The sequence below is a fragment of the Bradyrhizobium sp. WSM3983 genome, assembly GCF_000473045.1.
In the GTDB taxonomy this organism is placed as follows: Bacteria; Pseudomonadota; Alphaproteobacteria; order Rhizobiales; family Xanthobacteraceae; genus Bradyrhizobium.
This window is the reverse complement of the sequence record NZ_AXAY01000017.1, coordinates 93,031-112,690: the sequence shown is the minus strand read 5'-3', so window position 1 is coordinate 112,690 and position 19,660 is coordinate 93,031. Positions and strand designations below refer to the sequence as shown.

15 protein-coding genes and 2 pseudogenes are annotated in these 19,660 nt (G+C 59.1%); 6 read left to right on the top strand and 11 right to left on the bottom strand.

Annotation, left to right across the window (positions count from 1 at the left end; all coding sequences use genetic code 11):
- Positions 1 to 1,671: 1,671 nt before the first annotated feature.
- Positions 1,672 to 1,925 (top strand): annotated as a pseudogene (locus YUA_RS44900) (VOC family protein); the annotation flags it as partial.
- Here the strand turns inward: YUA_RS44900 and YUA_RS0124055 are convergent.
- The 9 genes and pseudogenes from YUA_RS0124055 to YUA_RS0124015 all read right to left on the bottom strand — a co-directional run bounded on the left by YUA_RS0124055 (position 1,926) and on the right by YUA_RS0124015 (position 10,244).
- A complete protein-coding gene (locus YUA_RS0124055; protein ID WP_027532986.1) occupies positions 1,926 to 2,531 on the bottom strand; it encodes a TIGR00730 family Rossman fold protein in 606 nt (201 codons plus the stop codon). It abuts the pseudogene before it with no gap.
- Between the two features lie 299 nt (positions 2,532 to 2,830).
- Positions 2,831 to 3,667 (bottom strand): SDR family oxidoreductase, encoded by an 837-nt coding sequence (locus YUA_RS0124050; RefSeq protein WP_027532985.1) that lies wholly within the window; start codon positions 3,665 to 3,667, stop codon positions 2,831 to 2,833.
- A gap of 448 nt (positions 3,668 to 4,115) precedes the next feature.
- Positions 4,116 to 4,851, bottom strand: a pseudogene (locus tag YUA_RS44895) (sulfotransferase domain-containing protein).
- 186 nt (positions 4,852 to 5,037) lie between these two features.
- The gene (locus YUA_RS0124040; protein WP_027532984.1) at positions 5,038 to 5,826 is read right to left on the bottom strand and encodes an ABC transporter permease; all 789 of its coding nucleotides are present in this window, start codon (positions 5,824 to 5,826) and stop codon (positions 5,038 to 5,040) included.
- A gap of 3 nt (positions 5,827 to 5,829) precedes the next feature.
- Positions 5,830 to 6,789 carry a nodulation factor ABC transporter ATP-binding protein NodI gene (gene nodI / locus YUA_RS0124035; RefSeq protein ID WP_084292835.1) on the bottom strand — a complete coding sequence of 320 codons (960 nt, stop codon included), beginning with the start codon at positions 6,787 to 6,789 and terminating at the stop codon, positions 5,830 to 5,832.
- Between the two features lie 181 nt (positions 6,790 to 6,970).
- The gene (gene nodS / locus YUA_RS0124030; RefSeq protein ID WP_027532982.1) at positions 6,971 to 7,573 is read right to left on the bottom strand and encodes a nodulation methyltransferase NodS; all 603 of its coding nucleotides are present in this window, start codon (positions 7,571 to 7,573) and stop codon (positions 6,971 to 6,973) included.
- Positions 7,574 to 7,623: 50 nt separating this feature from the next.
- Complete coding sequence (gene nodC, locus YUA_RS44890) at positions 7,624 to 8,940, bottom strand: chitooligosaccharide synthase NodC (RefSeq protein ID WP_051383360.1); 1,317 nt, start codon at positions 8,938 to 8,940, stop codon at positions 7,624 to 7,626.
- Positions 8,941 to 8,955: 15 nt separating this feature from the next.
- The gene (gene nodB / locus YUA_RS0124020) at positions 8,956 to 9,654 is read right to left on the bottom strand and encodes a chitooligosaccharide deacetylase NodB (RefSeq protein ID WP_084292823.1); all 699 of its coding nucleotides are present in this window, start codon (positions 9,652 to 9,654) and stop codon (positions 8,956 to 8,958) included.
- Positions 9,609 to 10,244: a NodA family N-acyltransferase gene (locus YUA_RS0124015; RefSeq protein WP_051383358.1), complete on the bottom strand. Its 636-nt coding sequence runs from the start codon at positions 10,242 to 10,244 to the stop codon at positions 9,609 to 9,611. Before YUA_RS0124015 ends, nodB begins: the two co-directional genes overlap by 46 nt.
- Before the next feature lie 677 nt (positions 10,245 to 10,921).
- On the opposite strand from YUA_RS0124015, the gene YUA_RS0124005 reads away from it, so the two are divergent.
- The 5 genes from YUA_RS0124005 to YUA_RS0123975 all read left to right on the top strand — a co-directional run bounded on the left by YUA_RS0124005 (position 10,922) and on the right by YUA_RS0123975 (position 17,030).
- Complete coding sequence (locus YUA_RS0124005; protein WP_027532979.1) at positions 10,922 to 11,887, top strand: LysR family transcriptional regulator; 966 nt, start codon at positions 10,922 to 10,924, stop codon at positions 11,885 to 11,887.
- Between the two features lie 1,011 nt (positions 11,888 to 12,898).
- A complete protein-coding gene (locus YUA_RS44885; RefSeq protein WP_063627815.1) occupies positions 12,899 to 13,177 on the top strand; it encodes a hypothetical protein in 279 nt (92 codons plus the stop codon).
- A gap of 56 nt (positions 13,178 to 13,233) precedes the next feature.
- Positions 13,234 to 13,944, top strand: a complete 711-nt coding sequence (locus YUA_RS0123990; RefSeq protein WP_027532978.1) for a MerR family transcriptional regulator — start codon at positions 13,234 to 13,236, stop codon at positions 13,942 to 13,944.
- A gap of 593 nt (positions 13,945 to 14,537) precedes the next feature.
- Positions 14,538 to 15,641, top strand: coding sequence for a branched-chain amino acid ABC transporter substrate-binding protein (locus YUA_RS0123985; protein ID WP_027532977.1), 1,104 nt, complete (start codon positions 14,538 to 14,540; stop codon positions 15,639 to 15,641).
- A gap of 435 nt (positions 15,642 to 16,076) precedes the next feature.
- Entirely contained in the window at positions 16,077 to 17,030 is a 954-nt protein-coding gene (locus YUA_RS0123975) for a hypothetical protein (protein WP_027532976.1), read from the top strand.
- Positions 17,031 to 17,304: 274 nt separating this feature from the next.
- Here YUA_RS0123975 and YUA_RS0123970 read toward each other — a convergent pair whose 3' ends face one another.
- Together YUA_RS0123970 and YUA_RS52360 are read right to left on the bottom strand one after the other, a co-directional pair.
- Positions 17,305 to 18,030 (bottom strand): LuxR family transcriptional regulator, encoded by a 726-nt coding sequence (locus YUA_RS0123970; protein ID WP_027532975.1) that lies wholly within the window; start codon positions 18,028 to 18,030, stop codon positions 17,305 to 17,307.
- Positions 18,031 to 18,547: 517 nt separating this feature from the next.
- The gene (locus YUA_RS52360) at positions 18,548 to 18,679 is read right to left on the bottom strand and encodes a hypothetical protein (protein WP_256375382.1); all 132 of its coding nucleotides are present in this window, start codon (positions 18,677 to 18,679) and stop codon (positions 18,548 to 18,550) included.
- Positions 18,680 to 19,660 lie beyond the last annotated feature (981 nt).

The window sequence follows — 19,660 nt, the reverse complement described above, 5'->3', positions numbered from 1 at the left end:
GGGGATTCCGACGAACGGAACCGGATCGGACCAAGGTAGAGTGTCTAAAACGCCATGCCGAGCTGTGAGAGGTTTCGAAGCAGTCGAAGTGATCCTCCATGGATCTGGCAATGCGCCCGCAGGCTGCCCAGCGAGGAACATCATCTCGGTCGACCGCGGAGTTCAGCCAGGACGAACCCGCTCTGTGATGCTCCAGTCTCTCGACATGAGCCGAGCTGACTTCCAGCCTGGTGCTGCAAAAGCCTGATCGTCTGGCTGCGCGCAACACCGGCCGCTGAGGAGCGGGAACGAGCCGACGAAGACACTTATCGCGGCACTCTCCGGCAACAATCGAGCCCGAAAACCAGGCGCGGCGCCGCATGAGACTTCTCAGTGGACATGTGACGTCTGATGATCGCATCGGAGCTTGTCAACACCCGGATCGTGACCGGTCGCGGCTCGCGCTTGTTCTGGCCGACGAGTTCGGGCCATCAACCGACAATTGAAGCACACAAATAGGAGATGAATGATGCACTGGCGCACACCAAGACTACACCTGAGTGAGGGCGACGGCTATTTATCTCCTGATGCCTCCCAGCCCCTGAGGACCTCGAATCGATGGCCGCTCGCGGCACTTAGCCTCAGCTTGATGCTTTGGGGCGCTCTCTTGCTCTTCGCCACGTTCTCGTGAGCGCCATGCCACCCGCCGGCTCTCGGCCGGCGCTCCCGGCTGGCCTGCACGGGCAAGCATGCTCGATGGATCGAGATATCAGCCACGTTTCGAGTTCAACGACACGCCCCCTTCAGCGCCACAAAGCGCATGTGCGTTTCACAAGCACATCTTTGGATCCAGGACTGGCTCGTGCTTCGCGCAATGCAGTTGCCGACACAATTCGCAGCTAGACGCGATCGTGATCTGTAAGATGGGCGATGGCGTTTTGCGCGAGAACAAGGCGGCCGCGGTTCAGGTGTCGTAGTTTGGATTGGTCCCGGGTGCCACACCCTGAGCTGCGCTATTCTGGTTGCGAGGTCACGCACAGCCTGGCCGTTTTCCTGTTCACCCGGGCCCAGCAGCATGGGGCAGATATGCGCACCATCACTTTCCTCTGCCCGGTCGCAGGAGTTATGGTTCAGCACCGGCTAATTGACGACGAGGCGGCCGAAAACGAGTTTGAAGGCGTGTTTTGCCTCGCCTGTTCCCAGCTGCACTTCGTAGATCGCAAGACCGAAAGACTGCTAGGCAGGAAGACGAGTGACAGCGCGTCCTCACAATGCGGCTGAAGTTCGGCGCCGCCGAAAACAAATCCGCTGGCGATACGCGAGCATATGCCTCCGCATTCTAACAGTCTTGGTTCAAGATCGGGAGAGAGTTCAACGGCGTTTTTTTGCATGGCCACCACGAGACCGGCGTGCTCGGCACATTTCGCCTCCTAAATGCGTTGCAAGAATCGCTTCTGGACCTCTAGGCTCGCAATTTTGAGCTACAAGAAATCAGCCGGATGCCGTAGCGGCAAGTCTCTACAGTGAGATTGGGTGAACGCGGCAGCTACGGTGTGAAGTTGGGTGCGCCGGCGTAGGCTGCGGGGGCGGACGCACCGGCGGCACCAAGCACGTCATTGCGAGTGAAGCTAAGCAATCCAGAGTCTCTCCCGCGGTAACTGTCTGGATTGCTTTGTCGCTTCGCTCCTCGACAAGGCCTATCCCGGGTTCTGGATCAACCTGCGCGAAGCCATGGCGCGAGTGCAGCCGGAGAGCGGCATGCATATCTGCTTGCGAGCAAAAACAACGGACGAGGTCGACGCATTCATGCGGCCGCGCTTGTGGCCGGCGGCGCATCCGATGGCGCGCCGGGCGTCCGACCGCACGATCGCGTGCGCTACTATGCGGCCTTCGTCGTCGATCCCGACGGCAACCGGATCGAGGAGGTGACGTTTCCGCAGGAGTGATTACAGCTTACGCGCGATGTCCGGGGCGAGTTGCTTTTCCGCCTCGGCGATCTGGGCAGCCGCCGATTTCAGCTTCGGCAGAATATCCTCGACGCGATCGGCCTTGAGGATATCGACCGAAAGCCCGGTGCGGATGAACTCGATCTGGCGCATGTGCGACAGCAGCGAGAACAGTGGCTCCCAGAAATTGTCGATGTTGGCGAGCAGGACGGGCTTGGCGTGACGGCCGAGCTGCTTCCAGGTCAATTGCTCGACCAGTTCCTCCAGCGTGCCGACGCCGCCCGGCAGCGCCACGAAGGCGTCGGAGCGTTCGAACATCAGCCGCTTGCGCTCGTGCATGTCGGGGGTGACGATCATCTCCTGCACACGGGTCAGCGCGTTCTCGCGCAGCCGCAGGAAGTCGGGGATGATACCGGTGACGGTGCCGCCGTGATCGAGCACGGAGGTTGCGACCGCGCCCATCAGGCCGAGCGAGCCGCCGCCATAGACCAGGCGGATGTTGTTCTCGGCGAGCCCCTTGCCGAACGCCTTGGCGCCTTCGGTGAAACGGGGATTGGTTCCGGGGCCGGAGCCGCAATAGACGCAGACGGTTTTGATCGTGCTCATTGGTGCCATGGCATTGCAGCGAAGTCTTTCGTTGGACCAAGGTGTTGCGATGAATGACGGGAGCCAACCCGCAAGCTTTGCGGAGACGGGCTCCTGATCGCAAACGGCGCTCTTCGGCAACGCGACCGCAAGAGCAAGTGCAAATGTGTTGCACCTTCGTCCCGCGCAACAGATATCCTGACCAGATTTTCGACCAGAATTCCTTGACATGTCCCCTTGCAGTTTCCATCGCCGGTCGCAGGTCGCGGACAGAGAGAGACAAGCTTGTGTCGTACACTTATTGGTTCATGTCCAGTCAATCAGAGGTGTTGGCCGCCATTGATCGGCACTTCGACGCCGGTGATATAACTGGCGTCATCCGAGCACAGGAAGAAGATGAGTTTAGCTACCTCTTCAGGGGTCCCCACCCGGCGCAGTGGAATGTTCGGTACGACCCGTGCCTCCGTATCCGGTGACAAAATGTCCGTCTTGATCTCGCCCGGGGCGATCGCATTCACACGAATTCCATGCGGCGCATAGTCGTGAGCCATCTCGCGTGTGAGACACGCAAGAGCGGCTTTCGAAGTCGCGTATGCGCTGCCGGCGAAGGGGTGCACCCGCGAGCCTGCAATTGAGGTCACGTTGACGATCGATCCAGACGCAGCTTTCAATTCGGCAAAGAGCCCTTGCGCGAGCAGAATTGGAGCCACCAAATTGAGATGGAATACATCCATCCAGGTGTCGATCGAGGTCGCCAACGATGTCAGTCGCGCGCCGCTCGACGTCTTTGGTGACATCGCTGCATTGTTGATCAGGGCGTGCAACGGCGCGCCCGCGAGGCGCTCTTTGACGTCGGCGACGGCGCGCGGCAGCAAGCGATGGTCGCTGAGGTCAAGCTGGATATGATTATTGGATGCGGCCTCCCAAGGGCATCGCCGGGCCTCGATCGGTTGGCGCGCACAAGAAATGATACGCCAGCCGGCTTCCGAAAACAGCTTTCCGGTGGCGTAACCTATCCCACGCGATGCTCCGGTCAGGAGCAGCGTCTTTCGTTCTCTCCGCCGGGCGCGTGCCTTCTCGGATTTGAATGAACTGGCCTCATTGTCAACCGACATTGGCCTGGCGACCGCATCCTTGTTCGGCAGATCGGCCCTCAAACACGCCTCCTATCAGATTACGCTCAACCTACTTGCTGCACGAATTGGGCCATCTCTATCGACAGAGTGATTCACGCCGGTTTCGAAGCTAAGCCCTGTGGTTTACGACCTGCTTGGCGCGTCCCAGACATCAATTCCGTTGGCTTTCCGACAACGGCAACGCGAGGACCGCGCCACAGGACCTTCGCTCTCTTCGCACACAGCTGCGCAAAGCTTCGTTCAGTAGATCTGGGCTGAAAGCGTGAGGGAAGGTGCTGCCGATATTGAATGCCGCCGCACGCGGTTCGTCCCGACCCTCAAGGAGTCATCAGCAGCAGGAGGGATGATGGCGCCGATCCGACGAATGGTGCATGCCAATTCAAGACGCCCGCACGCTGGCAACTCGAGCGTTCCATACCGCTCTTGCAGCAGCTTCCGAGCGCGGGCGTCGCGGTATAGCAAGCCATTCTCAGGCGTCAGCAGACTCAAAGTACCTTGCGTAAGGCTCCTCTTTGAATTGGCGACGCAAGTCGTCACAATTCTCTACGGCTTAGTACTTCCTGGCGCTGACGTTTGGCGCGACCGGAAACAGGCCTCACATGAAGCCCGAGGAACTCCCAAACCAATTCCAAGCACAGGTGCGGCTCGCGAAGACGCCTCTCATACTTCGGCTCAAGGATGTTGGTCGAAGCGAACGACTGCCTGACGCTTTCGTGGAACTCAGCGGTGGTCTCGAAGTAGGCTTCGCATGTGTTGAGGCTTGGGCTGACGAGCGGCGTTGGCTTGCCGGCGCTATCAGAGCCGTATTTCAGCCATTCACCGGTTTGCCTCGCCTGCATAAGTGAGCGGAGCGATTCCAGCGGATTTCTACGGCACACGACGACCCTAAGGCGCGGCCAATGGGCCAGCTCAGCCATCATCCCCGGGCGGTCATAAAACTGCGGTTCGTTGATCTTGCACCCAACATGAGTTACGCCGTTTTTGTCGCTCCGCGTTGGATAGCGCAAGTAGGCACACTCCAGAAGCTCACGATCGGTACGTAGAAGCCGCGCCTTGTCGGGTCAATTTGGATCATACTCGCTGAGCAATTCCCCGTCGCTCACCACGTTTGGATGTTCACTGAGTAGTTCTTCCAGAAAGTGGGTGCCGCTCCTCAGCATCGCGAGGATGATGAATGGCTCAGGCAATCGTTCCGACTTCAACATTGTGACAGCTCCTGATCGAGTCGGTCGAGACAGTCCGGCCTCTAACCAGTAAGACTAGGTTAGCCCACACGTGAGACTATCGTTCCACCAGGCGGATATATCGGCGAGATACAGCATCCTTGCCGCTGGCTTCCACACCAGCCACTTTCGGCAGAACTGATTCACACTATGTCGGGCATGGTTTGTTCAACGCATCAGCCGGCGGCGAAGCAGCAAAGCCGATACGACGAACGCAACAATAGTGTATATGCAAAGTACGCCAACATGCAGGCCGACGCTGCTGGCATCCCGGTCCAGCATTGCCGGCCGAATGAGGTCAATCGAATGTGCTAGCGGCAACGCCTCTGCTACGCGCTGCAGCGCGATGGGCAGTTGGGTTACGGGAAAGATCGCGCCGCACAGGTACATCATGGGTGTGAGAAAGAGAGTCTGATAAAACACGAAGTAGTCGTAACTGGGCGCGAGCGCTATCACGACCATGGCGAGGCTGGCGAAGGCAACACCAGTGAGTGCGATAGCTGGCAGCGCGTAAGGGATGGACGGCCAAGCCGCATAGCCCAGCGCAGCGGCTACAATCGTAATTCCTGTCCCTGCCAGAACGGCCTTTGTCGCTGCCCACGCCAATTCACCGAGAACGACGTCGCCAAGTGTGAGCTCCGTGCAAAGGATCGCATCCCAGGTGCGCTGGGCGTGCATCCGAGCGAAGGCCCCATACACGGTTTCAAAGGTCGCGGAAATCATCGCGCTTGTCGCGATCATCCCCGCTGCCAGAAAGGCGATGTATGAAATGCCATCGACTTGGCCGATCATCAGTCCCAGGCCGAATCCGAGACCGAACAAGGCGCTCATGGGCTCGGCGAGGTTGCCAAGCAGCGATGCCAGCGCCGCTTTGCGCCAAGCCATATAATTGCGTCGCCATACGGCGCTCCAGTTCCACGCATTGGCGGGCAGAGCCGCCGCATACTGCTCCCACATCGTTCAGTCCCTCATCTCCCGTCCGGTCAGCCGCAAGAAGACATCCTCAAGGTTCGGTGGCCGCTGAAGCACACGAAGACCGGTCCGCCCACGCAGCCGTGCGAGCACCTGCTCTGGATCCGGCGCATAGCAAAAGAGCGTCTCGCCGCTGATTTCGGTGCGTTGAGCGAGCGGCTTGACGAGTGCGCAGAGCTCGTTCGGGTCACCACCGTAGACCTCAATGACTGGGCAACCGATCTGTTCGTCGATCAATGCGTGTGGCGGCCCTTCGGCGATCTTGCGTCCTGCCTCGAGGACGCACAGGCGATCGCACAATCGCTCCGCCTCCTCCATGAAGTGCGTCGTCAAAAGGATGGTCTTGCCGCGCGACAGCAGCGCGCGCAGCCGCTCCCAAATCAAATGCCGCGCATGCGGATCGAGGCCCGTGGTCGGCTCATCCAAGATAAGGATCTCTGGATCGTTGATGAGCGCTCGCGCCAGCGTAAGACGCCGCTTCATGCCACCTGACAGTTCGGTCACCCGCGCGTCTGCCTTGCTCTCAAGGCGAGCAAACTCAAGAAGCGACGGCGTGATCTTCTCGACATCCTTTGCTGTCATCCCGAAATAGCGCCCGAACACCAGCAGGTTTTCGCGTACGGTGAACTCGAGATCAAGATTGTCAGCTTGTGGAACGACGCCGATGCGCTTGCGCGCCAGTCGAGCGCGTGCCGGCACCTTCTCGCCGAGCACGGTTATCTTGCCAGCCGAGGGCGAGGACATCCCGAGAATCATACGCGCAATCGTGCTCTTGCCCGCGCCGTTCGGTCCCAACAGGCCGAAGCACTCTCCCGATGCCACCGTGAACGACAGCTGGTCGACGACCACCTTCTGGCCATAGGACTTTTTCACGGCCGTGAAATCGATCGCCACGTTCGACACGTCCTCGCCCCCCCTGTCAGTCGGCGTGACCGGCGCGGGCTTCATCGCAATTGTTCGCCTTGAGATTGGCGCTGCTTCGACGCCGCCGAGCATTTTTTCTATTCCTTCTGCTACAATCTGTCGGCGGGACCAGCTCGCTGATCTTGCCCTCAACAATCGCAATGCGATCCGTCTGCGATACGACCACTCTGACATAGTGATATGTCAGCCTGCAAAAACGGATTTCTTATGTAGCCGGCCTCCGAAAGCTGGCGATCAAGCAATCTTCGTTATCCGACTCACCTTGGCATTGGACATGTTCGACCTCGACCAGCGCTTCATTCAACATGGCAATGACGGTCTCTGCACCGGCCACGTGACCCCAGCGTCGGCAGATGTGGTCGCGCGCCGATCCGAACACCACAAGCCCGTCTGGCGCGAGCATTCCTACCAGGTTGTCGACTGCTGTGCGCATCTCCAGCGTGTCGCTGAGGTAATAGAGGACTTCTGCTACAACAATAAGGTCGAACCGCTCTGGTGGTGAAAAGTGTTGGAGGTCGGCGACTTTCCAGCCGATGTGTGACCATCTCTCCGTCCGGGAACGTGCGCGGCTGATGGCCTCCGGCACGACGTCGACGACCGTGAGCCGTTTGCAGTGAGGCGCGAGCATCTCGGTGAATGCGCCGGCGGCGCACCCGACTTCCAACGCGCTTGTGATGCTTTGGCGGGAGAGCGACATCCGAAGCATTTGTGTGTATCGCTCCCGCTCGAACGGATTCGCGTCCAGACGCCACGGATCAGCGGCGACCAATTCTCGCTCCAGCAACTGATAGTTCTTGTCTAGGCTCACGAGCTTCTCACCTCTTTGACGCGCACAGTCAGATGTCGCCTACAGGCCTGTCAGGTTCCGTCGACGTCAAACGCATGTGCACGTGTCGCCGTTTCGCCCATCGACGGTGCAATACCCGAATGGCCTGTCTGCCTCAGCGTGCTGGCTTGGCCTTCACCTGAATCCGGCATATTGGCGACCTTGCGCGACAACCAGTCGCTGTTGCTCAATGTACACAACGCATATGCCTTCACAGGAAGTAACAGGAACATGCTGATCGGCTTGTGCAGAGCGAAAGCGAGAAAGCGAAGCTGTCGGGTACGAAATGCTGCCAGGCTGCAGCGAACCATGGTCATCGACGCGATGATCAGGACTGTCGGCCACGGAAACTCGCTCGTCAGTGCGATTTGCGCAAGCGCGGTCAGTATTGAAGCGCCGAGCAGAAGCGGAAGGAGGTTTTGCCCGACAATGTCCAGCGTGATGTAGAAGTCGAGGCTTGCCAGCAGGGGTAGCGCAAGCGCCGTGTCCCGGAAGGTACTCCGTGCCCACCGCAATTGCTGACGCAGATATGGCACCAGCCTATCCGGAACGACGGTTGCTGCGATCGCGTCAGGAACGTATTCCGTTCGAAATCCGGCCGCGAGCATCAGGATCGTGAGATGGCGATCCTCGCCGAAGTCGCTTGGCTTACCTCGAAAATACTGCGTCTCGTACTCATGGAGGACCAAATCGAGCGCCGATCGGCGATACATGGCGCACGGGCCACAGCAACACAAGACGGCTCCGAAGCGAGCTTCCGCCAAACGCTCTTCATTGCAGGCCAGCCAGTACTCCATATCTATCAGCCTGGTCAGCCAAGTGCCGGTTCGATTGCTGGCTGTGAGCTGCCCCATAACAGCGCCAACGGCTGGATTTTGCATCTTCCGTACAAGCCTGGTCAGTACGTCGACGGCGATAATCGTATCAGAATCGACGTTGAGAACCAAATCGCCGGACGAGCGGTGCAGCGCTGCAATTTGCGCTTTGCGCTTGCCAACGTTCTTTCCCAGCCACATGAAATTGAACCGTGGATCATCTGTGTAGGCGTCCTGTACAGGCCACAGGTATTTACGATTTTCGGAGCCGTCATCTACCACGTACACCCGCACTTGCCCTTCGTAGTCTTGGCTTGCGATCGACTCCAGGCACGCCGACAGCGTGCGCGGGTCCTCGTTAAAGCAGGGAACGATCACATCGACGCTCGGCAGCGGGCCGGCCTCTGAAGCGTAGTCAGTCGGGGACGGCACCTCTGTTCGGAGCGCGTTGAGGGTCTGCACGCTCCTGTAGATGGCGGACAGCAGGGCATAGGACGACACGGCGAGAACGCTTGTTGTGGCAAGCAGATTCATGTGGGCGGCTCTTTTTCAATGAGATTGAGGAAGCGAGCAGATGGCGAATCCTTGCTCGCCCAATGCTGGAATAAGCCGCGAAAGCGCCTCGAGGGTCTGATCGCGATCGCAATCGATGGCTTGTTCGCGCTCGACGGGAGGACATCCGTCGTGCAAGAGCACAACAGCACCGGGCCGGACCGACGCCAGCACAGCGTCAACAATCGCCCCAACCCCGGGACGAGACCAGTCTCTCGGGTCTACTGACCAGTGCAAGGGAGTCAATCCGGCTTTGGTTGACATCGCGAGTACCTGGTCAGTCCAGATGCCATACGGAGCACGTATGTGCCGCAGTGACGCCTCGGGACAAACCGTCCTGATGACGTCGCTCGCCGACTGAATCTCATGTTGCACCTCCGCTGGTTCGCATCTGGAGAGATCGGGATGGGTCATCGTGTGGTTTCCGACTTCATGCCCTTCCGCGATGATTCGTTGGATCAGCTTGGGGTGCGCTTCCGCGCACGCCCCGATGGCGAAGAACGTCGCCGGCACGCCGTGCTCCGCGAGAACCTCAAGGATAGAAGCCGTCCAGCGTGGATCCGGACCGTCGTCAAAGGTCAGGTAAACGTTACGATCTCCGGTGGCGATGACGTGCTCGCTTCGCGCTTCCGACAAGCCGCCGAGACAGGTCACAACTCTGGCCCGTTCCGATCGATCATGGTCCCGGCCGGCCATTCGCTTATCGGACGTCCGATTGGGAAGACCAGAACCACTAAGTCGTCGTCGGTACGGGTCGGCGGCAAGTCCAGATAAATATCCGGCCGAGTTGAACGCACGCTCACTCCCGGCAAAATCGTTGCGAGACCCTGACGGCCGACCAGCTTGGTCACATGCTTCTGTAACGCCTGCCGTACTGCACCAAAGCCAAACGGGACCGCGAGCTGCTGCAGCACCGGATACATCACCCGCATTGAGTGCGTGATCCCCAGCCCTTCCAGATCCGGACGTACGCCGTACAATCCGAGCTCAGCCACGAGCAGATCGACGTCTCCGACTTTGATGAAGCGGCGCAGTGCGCCGATATGAGCTGCTATGCCCTGCGCATCGTAGCCAATGACACGAATCTCAGGTCTCGCGCCGGCCCAGCTTCGTCCGCCTTCGAACGGTTTTGCATTGAATTCACCGGTCGGCCCGTACGTCTTGCGAAAGAACTCGGACAGCTCGATGTGTTCAGCAAGTTGCAGCTCGTTTTCCCAGCACACCCTCCACCGCACTTTGGAATGCGTGGAGAACACTCCTGTATCGTTGGATATGGCAATGTTCATGGTGGTCCCCGTTGCGACGTTCGATATCTGATGTGGCGTTTTATGCAGGCGATTCACTCATTCTCGCCGGGCGTATTCATGAGCCGGCGGGACACGTCGGCGCGCGTTGCCTGGATCCAGCGCTCACTGTTTGGAGGAGCCGCGTTCACGATGGAGATGACATGGAGATGACATTGAAGAGCGACGCCATCTGCATGAGATCGGGCAGATATTTCGGCGGCATTTTGGGCAGATCCCCTTCGAGCCGCGATCCATTTGGACGCGTCACCGAGGCGGGTGGCATCTACGTTCGGCACCTTCCGATTGCTCCTACACTTGCGGCACGAGAGCCGTATGGCGGCAGCTGTATGAGGGTCAGTGGCCGATTGAGGAAGGTTTGGAAAAGCTATACGAAGGTTTATCGGCACGAGGCGCCTACGCGAGGCTGGGCGCACTTGCCGCCTTGTGCCGGCGCAATGCGGCTTACGGGGCTCGGGGAACGGCGTCGTCGCGGTCGACATGCGCCGCGGTGGATGCTTAGAGGACGTGAGAAACTCCCTCACGGGGCTGGGGCAACGATCAACAATCATTGTGGTACGCCTCACTCTGATCCGACGTTTCTGGTATCCCGCACCGCACCAAATTGGTAAAATCGATTGTTTCTATGGTAGACATCCACGAATTGGATACTTCCGACCATGCGTTTCAAAGGGCTTGATCTGAACCTTCTCGTGGCGCTCGACGCTCTGATGACGGAGCGCAACCTCACGGCGGCTGCGCGCAGAATCAACTTGAGCCAGCCGGCCATGAGCGCGGCGGTTGGCCGCTTGCGATCCTACTTTCGAGACGATCTATTTGCGATGAGGGGCCGAGAACTCGTCCCGACGCCACGCGCGGAAGGACTCGCCGGCCCAATTCGCGAAGCCCTGCTGCACATCCAGCTCTCAATTATTTCGCGGGATGCGTTCAATCCAGCTCAATCCGATCGCCGGTTCAGGATCGGCGTTTCTGATTTCGTCATGGTCGTGTTTTTTCAGGCCATCGTGGAGAGGGTCGCACGGGAGGCTCCAGGCGTGGCGTTCGAATTTCTGCCGCTCGCGGACGACCCGGATGAGCTTCTCCGGCGCGGTGAGATTGACTTCCTTATCTTGCCGGAAATGTACATGTCGCGCTCGCATCCAAGAGCGACGCTGTTCGAGGAGACACTCGTATGCGTGGGGTGCCGGACCAACAAGCAGCTCTCACGCAACCTGACATTCGAGAAATACATGTCGATGGGACACGTAGCAGCCAAATTCGGGCGTACGCGAAGGCCTTCGATCGAGGAATGGTTCTTGATTGAGCACGGTCTCAAGCGGCGCCTTGAGGTGGTCGTGCAGAGCTTCAGCATGATTCCACCTATGCTCTTGGGCACTGATCGCATAGGCACGATGCCCTCATTGCTGGCCAGACATTTCGGAAAGACGACCCCTCTGCGAATCGTCGCACTTCCGCTGCCAATTCCGTCTTTCAGCGAGGCTGTCCAATGGCCGGCCCTTCACAATACCGATCCGGCAAGCATCTGGATGCGAAAAATATTGTTGGAGCAGGCCTCGCGCATGCCTTCTGCGCGCGCGACCGCGGGAAATCGCAAGGCTTTGGCAGACTATTCGCCCTCCAAGTGAATGGAAGATTATTTCGCAGTTCAGATCTAAGCTGAAAGCGACCTGCTGGTGAACAGCTGCATAAGGAGCCGAACTTTCTTCTATGGCTCCTTCGCGTTCGACAATTTGGATCCGCGATCACGGCTGTGCGTGATGCCGGAAAAAGAGCGAATGGATGAACAAATGCGACGACACTCGGTTGCTGACGGTGCCAAGTGTGCTGCCTCGAAGTCACTCTCCTCGCCCCGAAAGTTTGACGACGCCTCACTTTGATGGTAGCGGCGCACTCCTGCCGGTTTCATCGCCATGCAACGTGTCGTCCGCGAGCGCTTCGAGCAAAGAGCCAAGATGCTGGTCTCTCGCAGTGCTGATCGATGCCGATGATGGCCTGCTAGCGGATCAATTGGCGCGATCGGCAAGGCGCAATGTGCGGCCGATTCAGATGTCGAATACATCGAGGGGGATGCACGGATGTGCGAGTCAAGCTTGTTACAGACCTCTTATGCGAAAACGGTCTCGCGCCTGCGGCAGCCGGAGTCATCCTTTAACTCACCACCGCACGGACGTCAGCAGGCAGCTTGGCCCAAGTATCCGCATGGGCACTGGATAATCGCTCGGAGCCATTGGCCCCTCGCGCAAAAGAGCGCCGGGTCTCCCTCAGTGACGTACCGCAAGCGAGCTGCTCTCAAGCGTCGTTCCCGCTTGCCATGGCCGGGCCATCTATAATCCTGTCGTATCTCCAGCGGTTTCGCGGTCATCGTTCACGCGCCGTGGTGCTCTGACCCGAACAGCTCGTCGTCAGCTTCGCGCGCCAGGTCAGCCGTCGATTCCGCAGAGCAATCGATTGCCCAGATTCGCTTGGCATCGGCTGCCTCGATTTCGGGCAAGGTAAAGTCGATCGCTGTTGCACAACCGCGTCACTTGAGTGCGTATCGCGCCTTCCTCGCTGAGCTCCGCCGGTCTGTCGTCTTTTCGCCCAACGGCGCAGTCAAGCGCCTCGGCCACCTAACCCGATCACAAACACGGAGCCGAATGTTGCTGCAGTATAGTGGTGTCTACGATCCGGAAGATCTCACGGTCCTCGGCGCGATCTTTGATAAAACCATCGCGTCGCTGCCGGCATCTATGCGAACGCCTGAAAACCGGATCACAATCGCCAAACTTGTTCTGGAGCGTACAGCAGCAAGCCAATCCGGTTTGGCGTCCCTTATGCTCTTGCTCGACGCCCTGCCATCTGCCGACTCGGTTGATCGGCGATTTGAGGAGAGCCAACCTGCTTGCGCCAGAATAGACGACTGTTCAACCAGCTGATTCAAGTAGCTTGATTCGTACGTGACGTCAGGTTGTAGGCTTGCCAATTGAACATCATGATCAAAGCTACACCACGAAGGCGTCGATGGCGCATTGGAGAACTCGCGGAGGCGACCGGGGTAACGGTACGCACGCTGCATCACTACGAGCATACGGGTCTGCTCAGTGCGTCTGAACGCACGGACGGCGGTCACCGAATGTACGAACGCGAAAGCATTCAACGAGTGTCGCAAATTCGCGCGCTGCGCGAGCTTGGCTTCTCGCTGAATGATATTCGCACAGCAATGGGGGGCAAGACGTCCCTTACTGACCTCCTGCGCAAGCATTTGGAGCAAATTGAGCTTCAGGTCACGCGCACGACCCAGTTGCGGGATCGTCTGCGGAACATGACGACGGGCTCTGACACGCAAGTCAGCGTGCATGAGCTGCCTGCTGCTCTGAATGAGGCTTCGCGCGCCGAAGCACGCCCCCAGACTCCGCGATGCACGTGCGCGCTCGGCGTTGAGCGAGAGGAGCGCTGGCGAAAGATCCGGGATGAGTTACGCGATTGTGTCGATCGGGGCGAGCACCCTTGCAGCGAACGGGCCACTGCCGTGGCGCTCAAGGCGCGCTCGCTCATCACAGAAATTGCGGGGACTGACCCGGCGGCCTCAACCATGCTGAAAGTTCTTGCGCGACTGAGCACGCCACGCAACCTGGCCGGCTGGAACCACAGCTTGATGCAATATCTCGACCTCGCCATGGCCGCATTGCAGGATCGGCACTAACGCAGCCGCCGATTTAGGCGCGCCCTTCATTCAAATGATTGGCGGCCGTAGGTCGCGAATGCTGCGTTTCCGGCTTTGGCTCTTTCGTCCCTTCCCATCAAGCTTGCCTGTCGCTCCTTCCACGAGAGCCACTCACGACCATTGAGAAGCGTATCTCGAACGGGCTTGAATCGCACGTAACGTCAGATTGTAGGATTGAATCTGGCTGAACGCCGCGACGCGGGGACGCTCTCACGAGCGAGGGGTCGCCTTGCCCGCACGCGTGGTTTTCCAAGGTGCGGGTTCTCGTCGTTCGGCATGCAATGAAGGATCGTTATGGCGCTACCAGAGTCTGATCAGCGCGAACTCGTTTGCGCCGACCGCAAGTGCGGTCGGAGCCGGCTTTCCTCTGACACTGCCCGAGTGCTTGTCGGAAGAGAGGATCCTTGGGGCAATACTTCGCCCATCTTCCGCTCACCACGGCACGCGCGCGAGACCAGGGCGGAGAACGGCTCACAGCAAGGGCCTCCGCTTTCATGGTGCGACGCGTCAGCAAAAATAAACAAATCCAGGCAAAGCCCGCTGCACACTCAAGCCCACATGGGAAGCTCATAATGTCAATCCATGGCGCCATTTCTCTGGCAGCTATTCCACTCCTTGCTTTGATGTCCGCTGCATCTGCGGCCGACATCAATATTGCTGTGGCAGGACCGATGACTGGAAGCAATGCTGCGCTTGGAGCGCAGATGCGAGACGGTGCCGCTGCCGCCGTCGATGATTTGAATGCGTCAGGCCTCCTTCCAGGAACGAGGGTCGTGTTGAGCATCGCCGACGACGCGTGCGATCCCAAGCAGGCGGTCGTAGTCGCCAATCGGCTTGCAACGGATCAGGTCAAGTTGGTCGTTGGCCATTTTTGTTCATCCTCGTCGATACCAGCTTCCAACGTTTACGACGAGGCGCAAGTTATTCAGATATCGCCCGGATCCACCAATCCGGCGCTCACAGAGCGTGGCATCCAATCCGTGTTTCGAATCTGTGGGCGCGACGACCAGCAAGGTGTCGTGGCAGCCGAATATATCCGCCGGCACTTCCCCAACACCAAGATTGCCGTACTTGACGACAGGAGCACGGCTGGCAAAGGCATTGCCGATGTCGTCGCGACTCATCTTCGGGAAGTTGGGATGTCGGATGTGAAGCGACAAAGTTATGTGGCCGGGGAGAAGGATTACATGGCCCTGGTTTCGAGGCTGAAAGCAGACGGAATCAAGCTTGCTTACATCGGCGGCTACTACAATGAGATCGGGCTGATCGTGCGCCAGGCCCGAGATGCAGGTGCAGGTATGACCGTGATGGCCAACGATCCGCTGATGACCCACGATTTTTCGATGATCGCGGGCAAAGCCGGAAACGGAACACTGTTCACCTTTATGCCGGATCCCACCAAGAATGCTGACGCGGCGAGTGTCGTGGCACGACTGAAGGCCTCCGACCGGTCTGCGGAAGGTTACTCGCTTTACGCCTATGCCGCTGTGCAGACATGGGCGAAAGCCGCAAAACGCGCTGGTACTTTCGATCCACTGAAAGTGGCAGCTACGCTTCGTTCGCAGCCTATCGACACGGTGATCGGGGTCGTCCGGTTCGACGCCAAGGGAGACAACTCGGCTCCCGGATTCATTGTCTATCGTTGGCAAGACAATAGCGTCGAACAGGCCGAGTGACATGATCGCAACTAATCACCGCTCGATGTGTTCGTTCAGCCGCTCGATGCAGTGATGCATCTGTCAAGGGGACGAGCGCACTGCTCGTGATTTTCGTACCCCCTAACAGGACTTCCTCGGCACCCTCGAAACTCGATCCAGCTGGTCAACTGGTGCGGCTTTCCGCGCTTGTTGACCTGGGCTGCACCACACCAAAACGGAGGCTCTTCAATGCGGAGTATACTTGTAGCTTGCAGCATGCTCGTTCTCGCTCAAGCTCAAGCCAGTGCGAACGATTTCCACCTGCTTGCCGCTGTGGAGGAACATGCCGCGCCAGGTGAGGCTGATGATCGATCGTTCCCAGCGAAGTCTGCAAGGAAGCCATCTGGAACGCCAGAGGCTCCAAACCCAGTTCCGGCTGATACTGCGGAATTGGGGTCCGTTGACGCGACCGTCATGTTTCTCGCGGACGTATATGGACCCGCGCCACAAACAACGCAGCGTCGCACTCTTCGTTATGAACAAGCCAAGAGATACATTGACGCGCATCCGGGTACGCCTGGCGTGCTGTTCATTGAGGACGTCATCGATCATCGTGGCTCGAACGACTTAGCACCGCATCACGAACTCGAGTATCGGGAGACACCGGCTCACTATTACGTGGGCGGCGGGACCCTAAATGACACCGTGTTCGGGTTCGTTGACGGACCGTATCCTCCCGTGTGGACGATTGAAGCGGCACCGGTCTATTCCAGCCTCATCTATATCGATGCACAAGGCGGCGAGACGTATGTTAGCGAGAGCAAAGTCCAGCAGATGAACGATCTCGCCCCCAAGGTGCTGGACGAGATGATGCGACGCCAGGATGCGGATCGACGTTATCATGCCAATCAGGGCTTTCTGGCGGATGAGATCAAGCGAGCCGCGGATAACGGCGACAACTTCCGCGTGGCCGAACTCACCGAGCAGCAACGGCAAGCACAGGCAGCGCATTGTGCGGCGATGCAGATGCGTCAGCAGCGCGACGTGGAGATCGATCGGATGTATGACCTCAACGTGAAGGCCGACCTCGGTACGATCAGCGCTTCCGAGCGAGGGGAACTCGACAACTACTCCAAGCGATCTGGGTTCATCGAATCGACTGCACCGATTTCTGACCGCGACGTCGCTGGTCCTCCGCCAATCAGCTGCCCATTGTGTCGGAGCACAAACATCGCAGTGTTGCGAACTCGACATTTTACCGGGAGTTTCCAGTTTACCTCCAGCGATGACCGGTCTGTGGTCATGGCTTATCGCCACGGCTACGCTGGTCCCATTGGCGTGCTGGTCGGCCTGCCGAAGGATCTGTCAGGACCGATATTCGGTAGCTGGAGCAACGCGGGAATGACCTTGCCGGCCCCGCAGAAGTGACAGCAGTTTGCGCCCCCGCTCAGCATTGTCTGCGCAGGGCACGATCAGGACCGGTCCGTCACTGCCCGTGCGAACCGAAGCCCATTCTTACTGAAACACTCGGCGTCTGCTCAACTCTTGCTTGGCGGTAGGGAAGCTGCGAAAGCGGGCGTCCACGAGCACCGCGCGCCACGGCTACGTACGGCTCGAGGCGGCGTCCACGTTTGTGGGTGCACATCCACGACGGTCGTCTCTCACGGACTGATCCGGTCGGTTCAGGGGCGGGGCCGGGCATTCAAATGAGGTTTTGGCGAATGGCCTTTGCAATCCCGTGGGTCCGGTTTGAAGTACCGAGCTTTCGTATCGCGTTCTTGAGATGGAAGTTGACCGTATTCTCGCTCACCTCGAGTATCTTGCCTATTTCCCAGGAGGACTTGCCCTCGCCGACCCATCGCAAGCAATCTTTTTCGCGCTCAGACAGCGCAACTTCGCAATTTGAGCCGCGAGCGGAGGGGCGCGAGATCTCGGCAAGGGCAATGTGGAAGTGCCAGGCTAGTACGTTGAGATGACTCATCTCGCACTGCGGATCAGCATCGTCGAACGGGGATGCAAAGGATGCCAGAGCCACTTGGCCCAATGGTCCGTACAACGGCACGCTCATACCGTGCTTCAGACCTGCCTCTTTGGCTTCTGAGAGTACGCGCTGCTCGCTGGGTTGCAATTGACATTTCTTGGCAAGTTGATCCCACAGGAACGGCCGCGAAAGCGTTGGTGCCCGTCGAACCACCGGATCGATGACACGGTACTTGCGCTCAACGTACCGGCCGCACCAATCGGGCGGAAAGGTCACCGTCACCCCAGAGGGCAGATATTCCGGTAGACCACCTGCCTCCGCGAAAGTGAGGGCTCCATAAGCGACTTCACTGAAGCCTTTCTCGCTCGCGCAGCTTACGAGAAGGTCGAACAAGACCTTGATGGAGTGCGTTGCTTTGGCGCATTCGATGAAATTGAAGAGATCCATTTAGCGCCTCACGAGGCCGCGCGCCCCAAATGCCGTACTGCGTCGTTGCGCGGAGCTTGTTGAGGGCGGAGCGTCGTTCAATCGCCTTCACCGTTGGGCTTCGCGTCTTTGCAATGCGAGCGATCGAGCGTTGCGGCATGCAGTTCCCGAGTTGGTTAAGCTCTCCCGAAACGTGCTCGGAAGGGATAGACGCCTCGAAGCAGCGATCGGTCGAGAAGGCCGCGAACGCGTATCGACGGCTTAAGCGCGCGGGCACATCGCAACTGCCGTGTGGACAGCTCCGTGATGTGGCTGCAATGGCCGCGCTGCCGAGGAGGACGGTGCGGCGTCCGATTCGGCACCAGGTGGTCTCGTTGCGGTTGGGCTCGTCGCGGCCCGCGGAGCCGGCTATCGCGAACAGGGACGGCCGCCGCTATCGCGCTGTCGGCGAGCACCTCGCTCTCTTGCGCACGACCGACCTCTAAGACATTGCGGCTGCGTAATGGCAGGCGCCGCAGCGGCGGCGGAGCCTCGATGTTTATATTTGAGTCTCGGCAGCCCGGATCCGCGGTAGAGCGAAGCGCTTGCGCTCTTCTTGTTCGATGCTGGCGAAGACGCGCTCGGTGAGCCAGACGACATGGCCGCTGCCGAAGATGAGCGCTTCGCGCAAGAACCGCACGGCAACTCAAGCACCAATGGTCGAGAGTCTCAGCTCGTCGCGACCCATGTCCCCTCAACTCCGCCGCTGATCGCACTGCGATCGAAATGTGCGGTCTAGCGTGTTCGGAAAGACGCCGGCGCGCCGGAGCTGGATCTCGGACGCGGACCCGCGTGCGGTCGCAATTTTGCTTCATCGAGACGAAACGGGGCATGCGGGACTCCGGAACTTCCGAGCTGGCCTGAGAACAGCAATTGTCGTACCAATTCCCCGCAGTCATTAATTCACTTTTAAAACAGTCTGTTGAGCCACTCCTCGGCCGTTCGCCGGGTCAAGGACCGAAGCAAACCTGACATTGGTCCGAACGCGACACTGCGCTTTGCTACAGCCGCGACACTTGGCGATGCAGGTCAGTAAAACTGCTGCCAACAACGAGAGACGTACCGGTCTGCGGCACAAGGCAGGCGCGCAAGGGGTGCCCCTGTAATCCCATGCGCGGCGAAGCCTATGGACGAGAGCTGCTGAAGGCGGCCGACCGCCAGAGGGGGTGCCATTTCAGTTCCAGCCAACATCGAACATGCCGGTCCGACACCAATGCTCTGCGTTGCGATCAGCGATCGCGCTCCCCCTCGATGGCACAGCACACTCGGCCGCTGGCTGGTCGACTTGCGGATCGTCGGCCAGCTCGCCCTAACGGGATGCTGGACGACACACGCGGCTGAATGGCCGTCGCCTTCAAGATCTGTGCGACAGACCGATGCTCATCGCTCGGGGAACGCGCTGCCGCCGATCTGCACGGTTGCGGATAATCTGGCGCCACGCGCTGGCTATCGACGATTGGAATAAGCGAGAGGGCAACACGTCATTTCCAATTGCCGGAGACGGCACTACTCCTCGATTGGGCTTTCGAGGGCGCGATCGTGTCAGACGGTGGACCGAATGTGTCACATGGTTGTTGCCAACGGCCTCAGTCGCGTCGCACCAGACACAGAG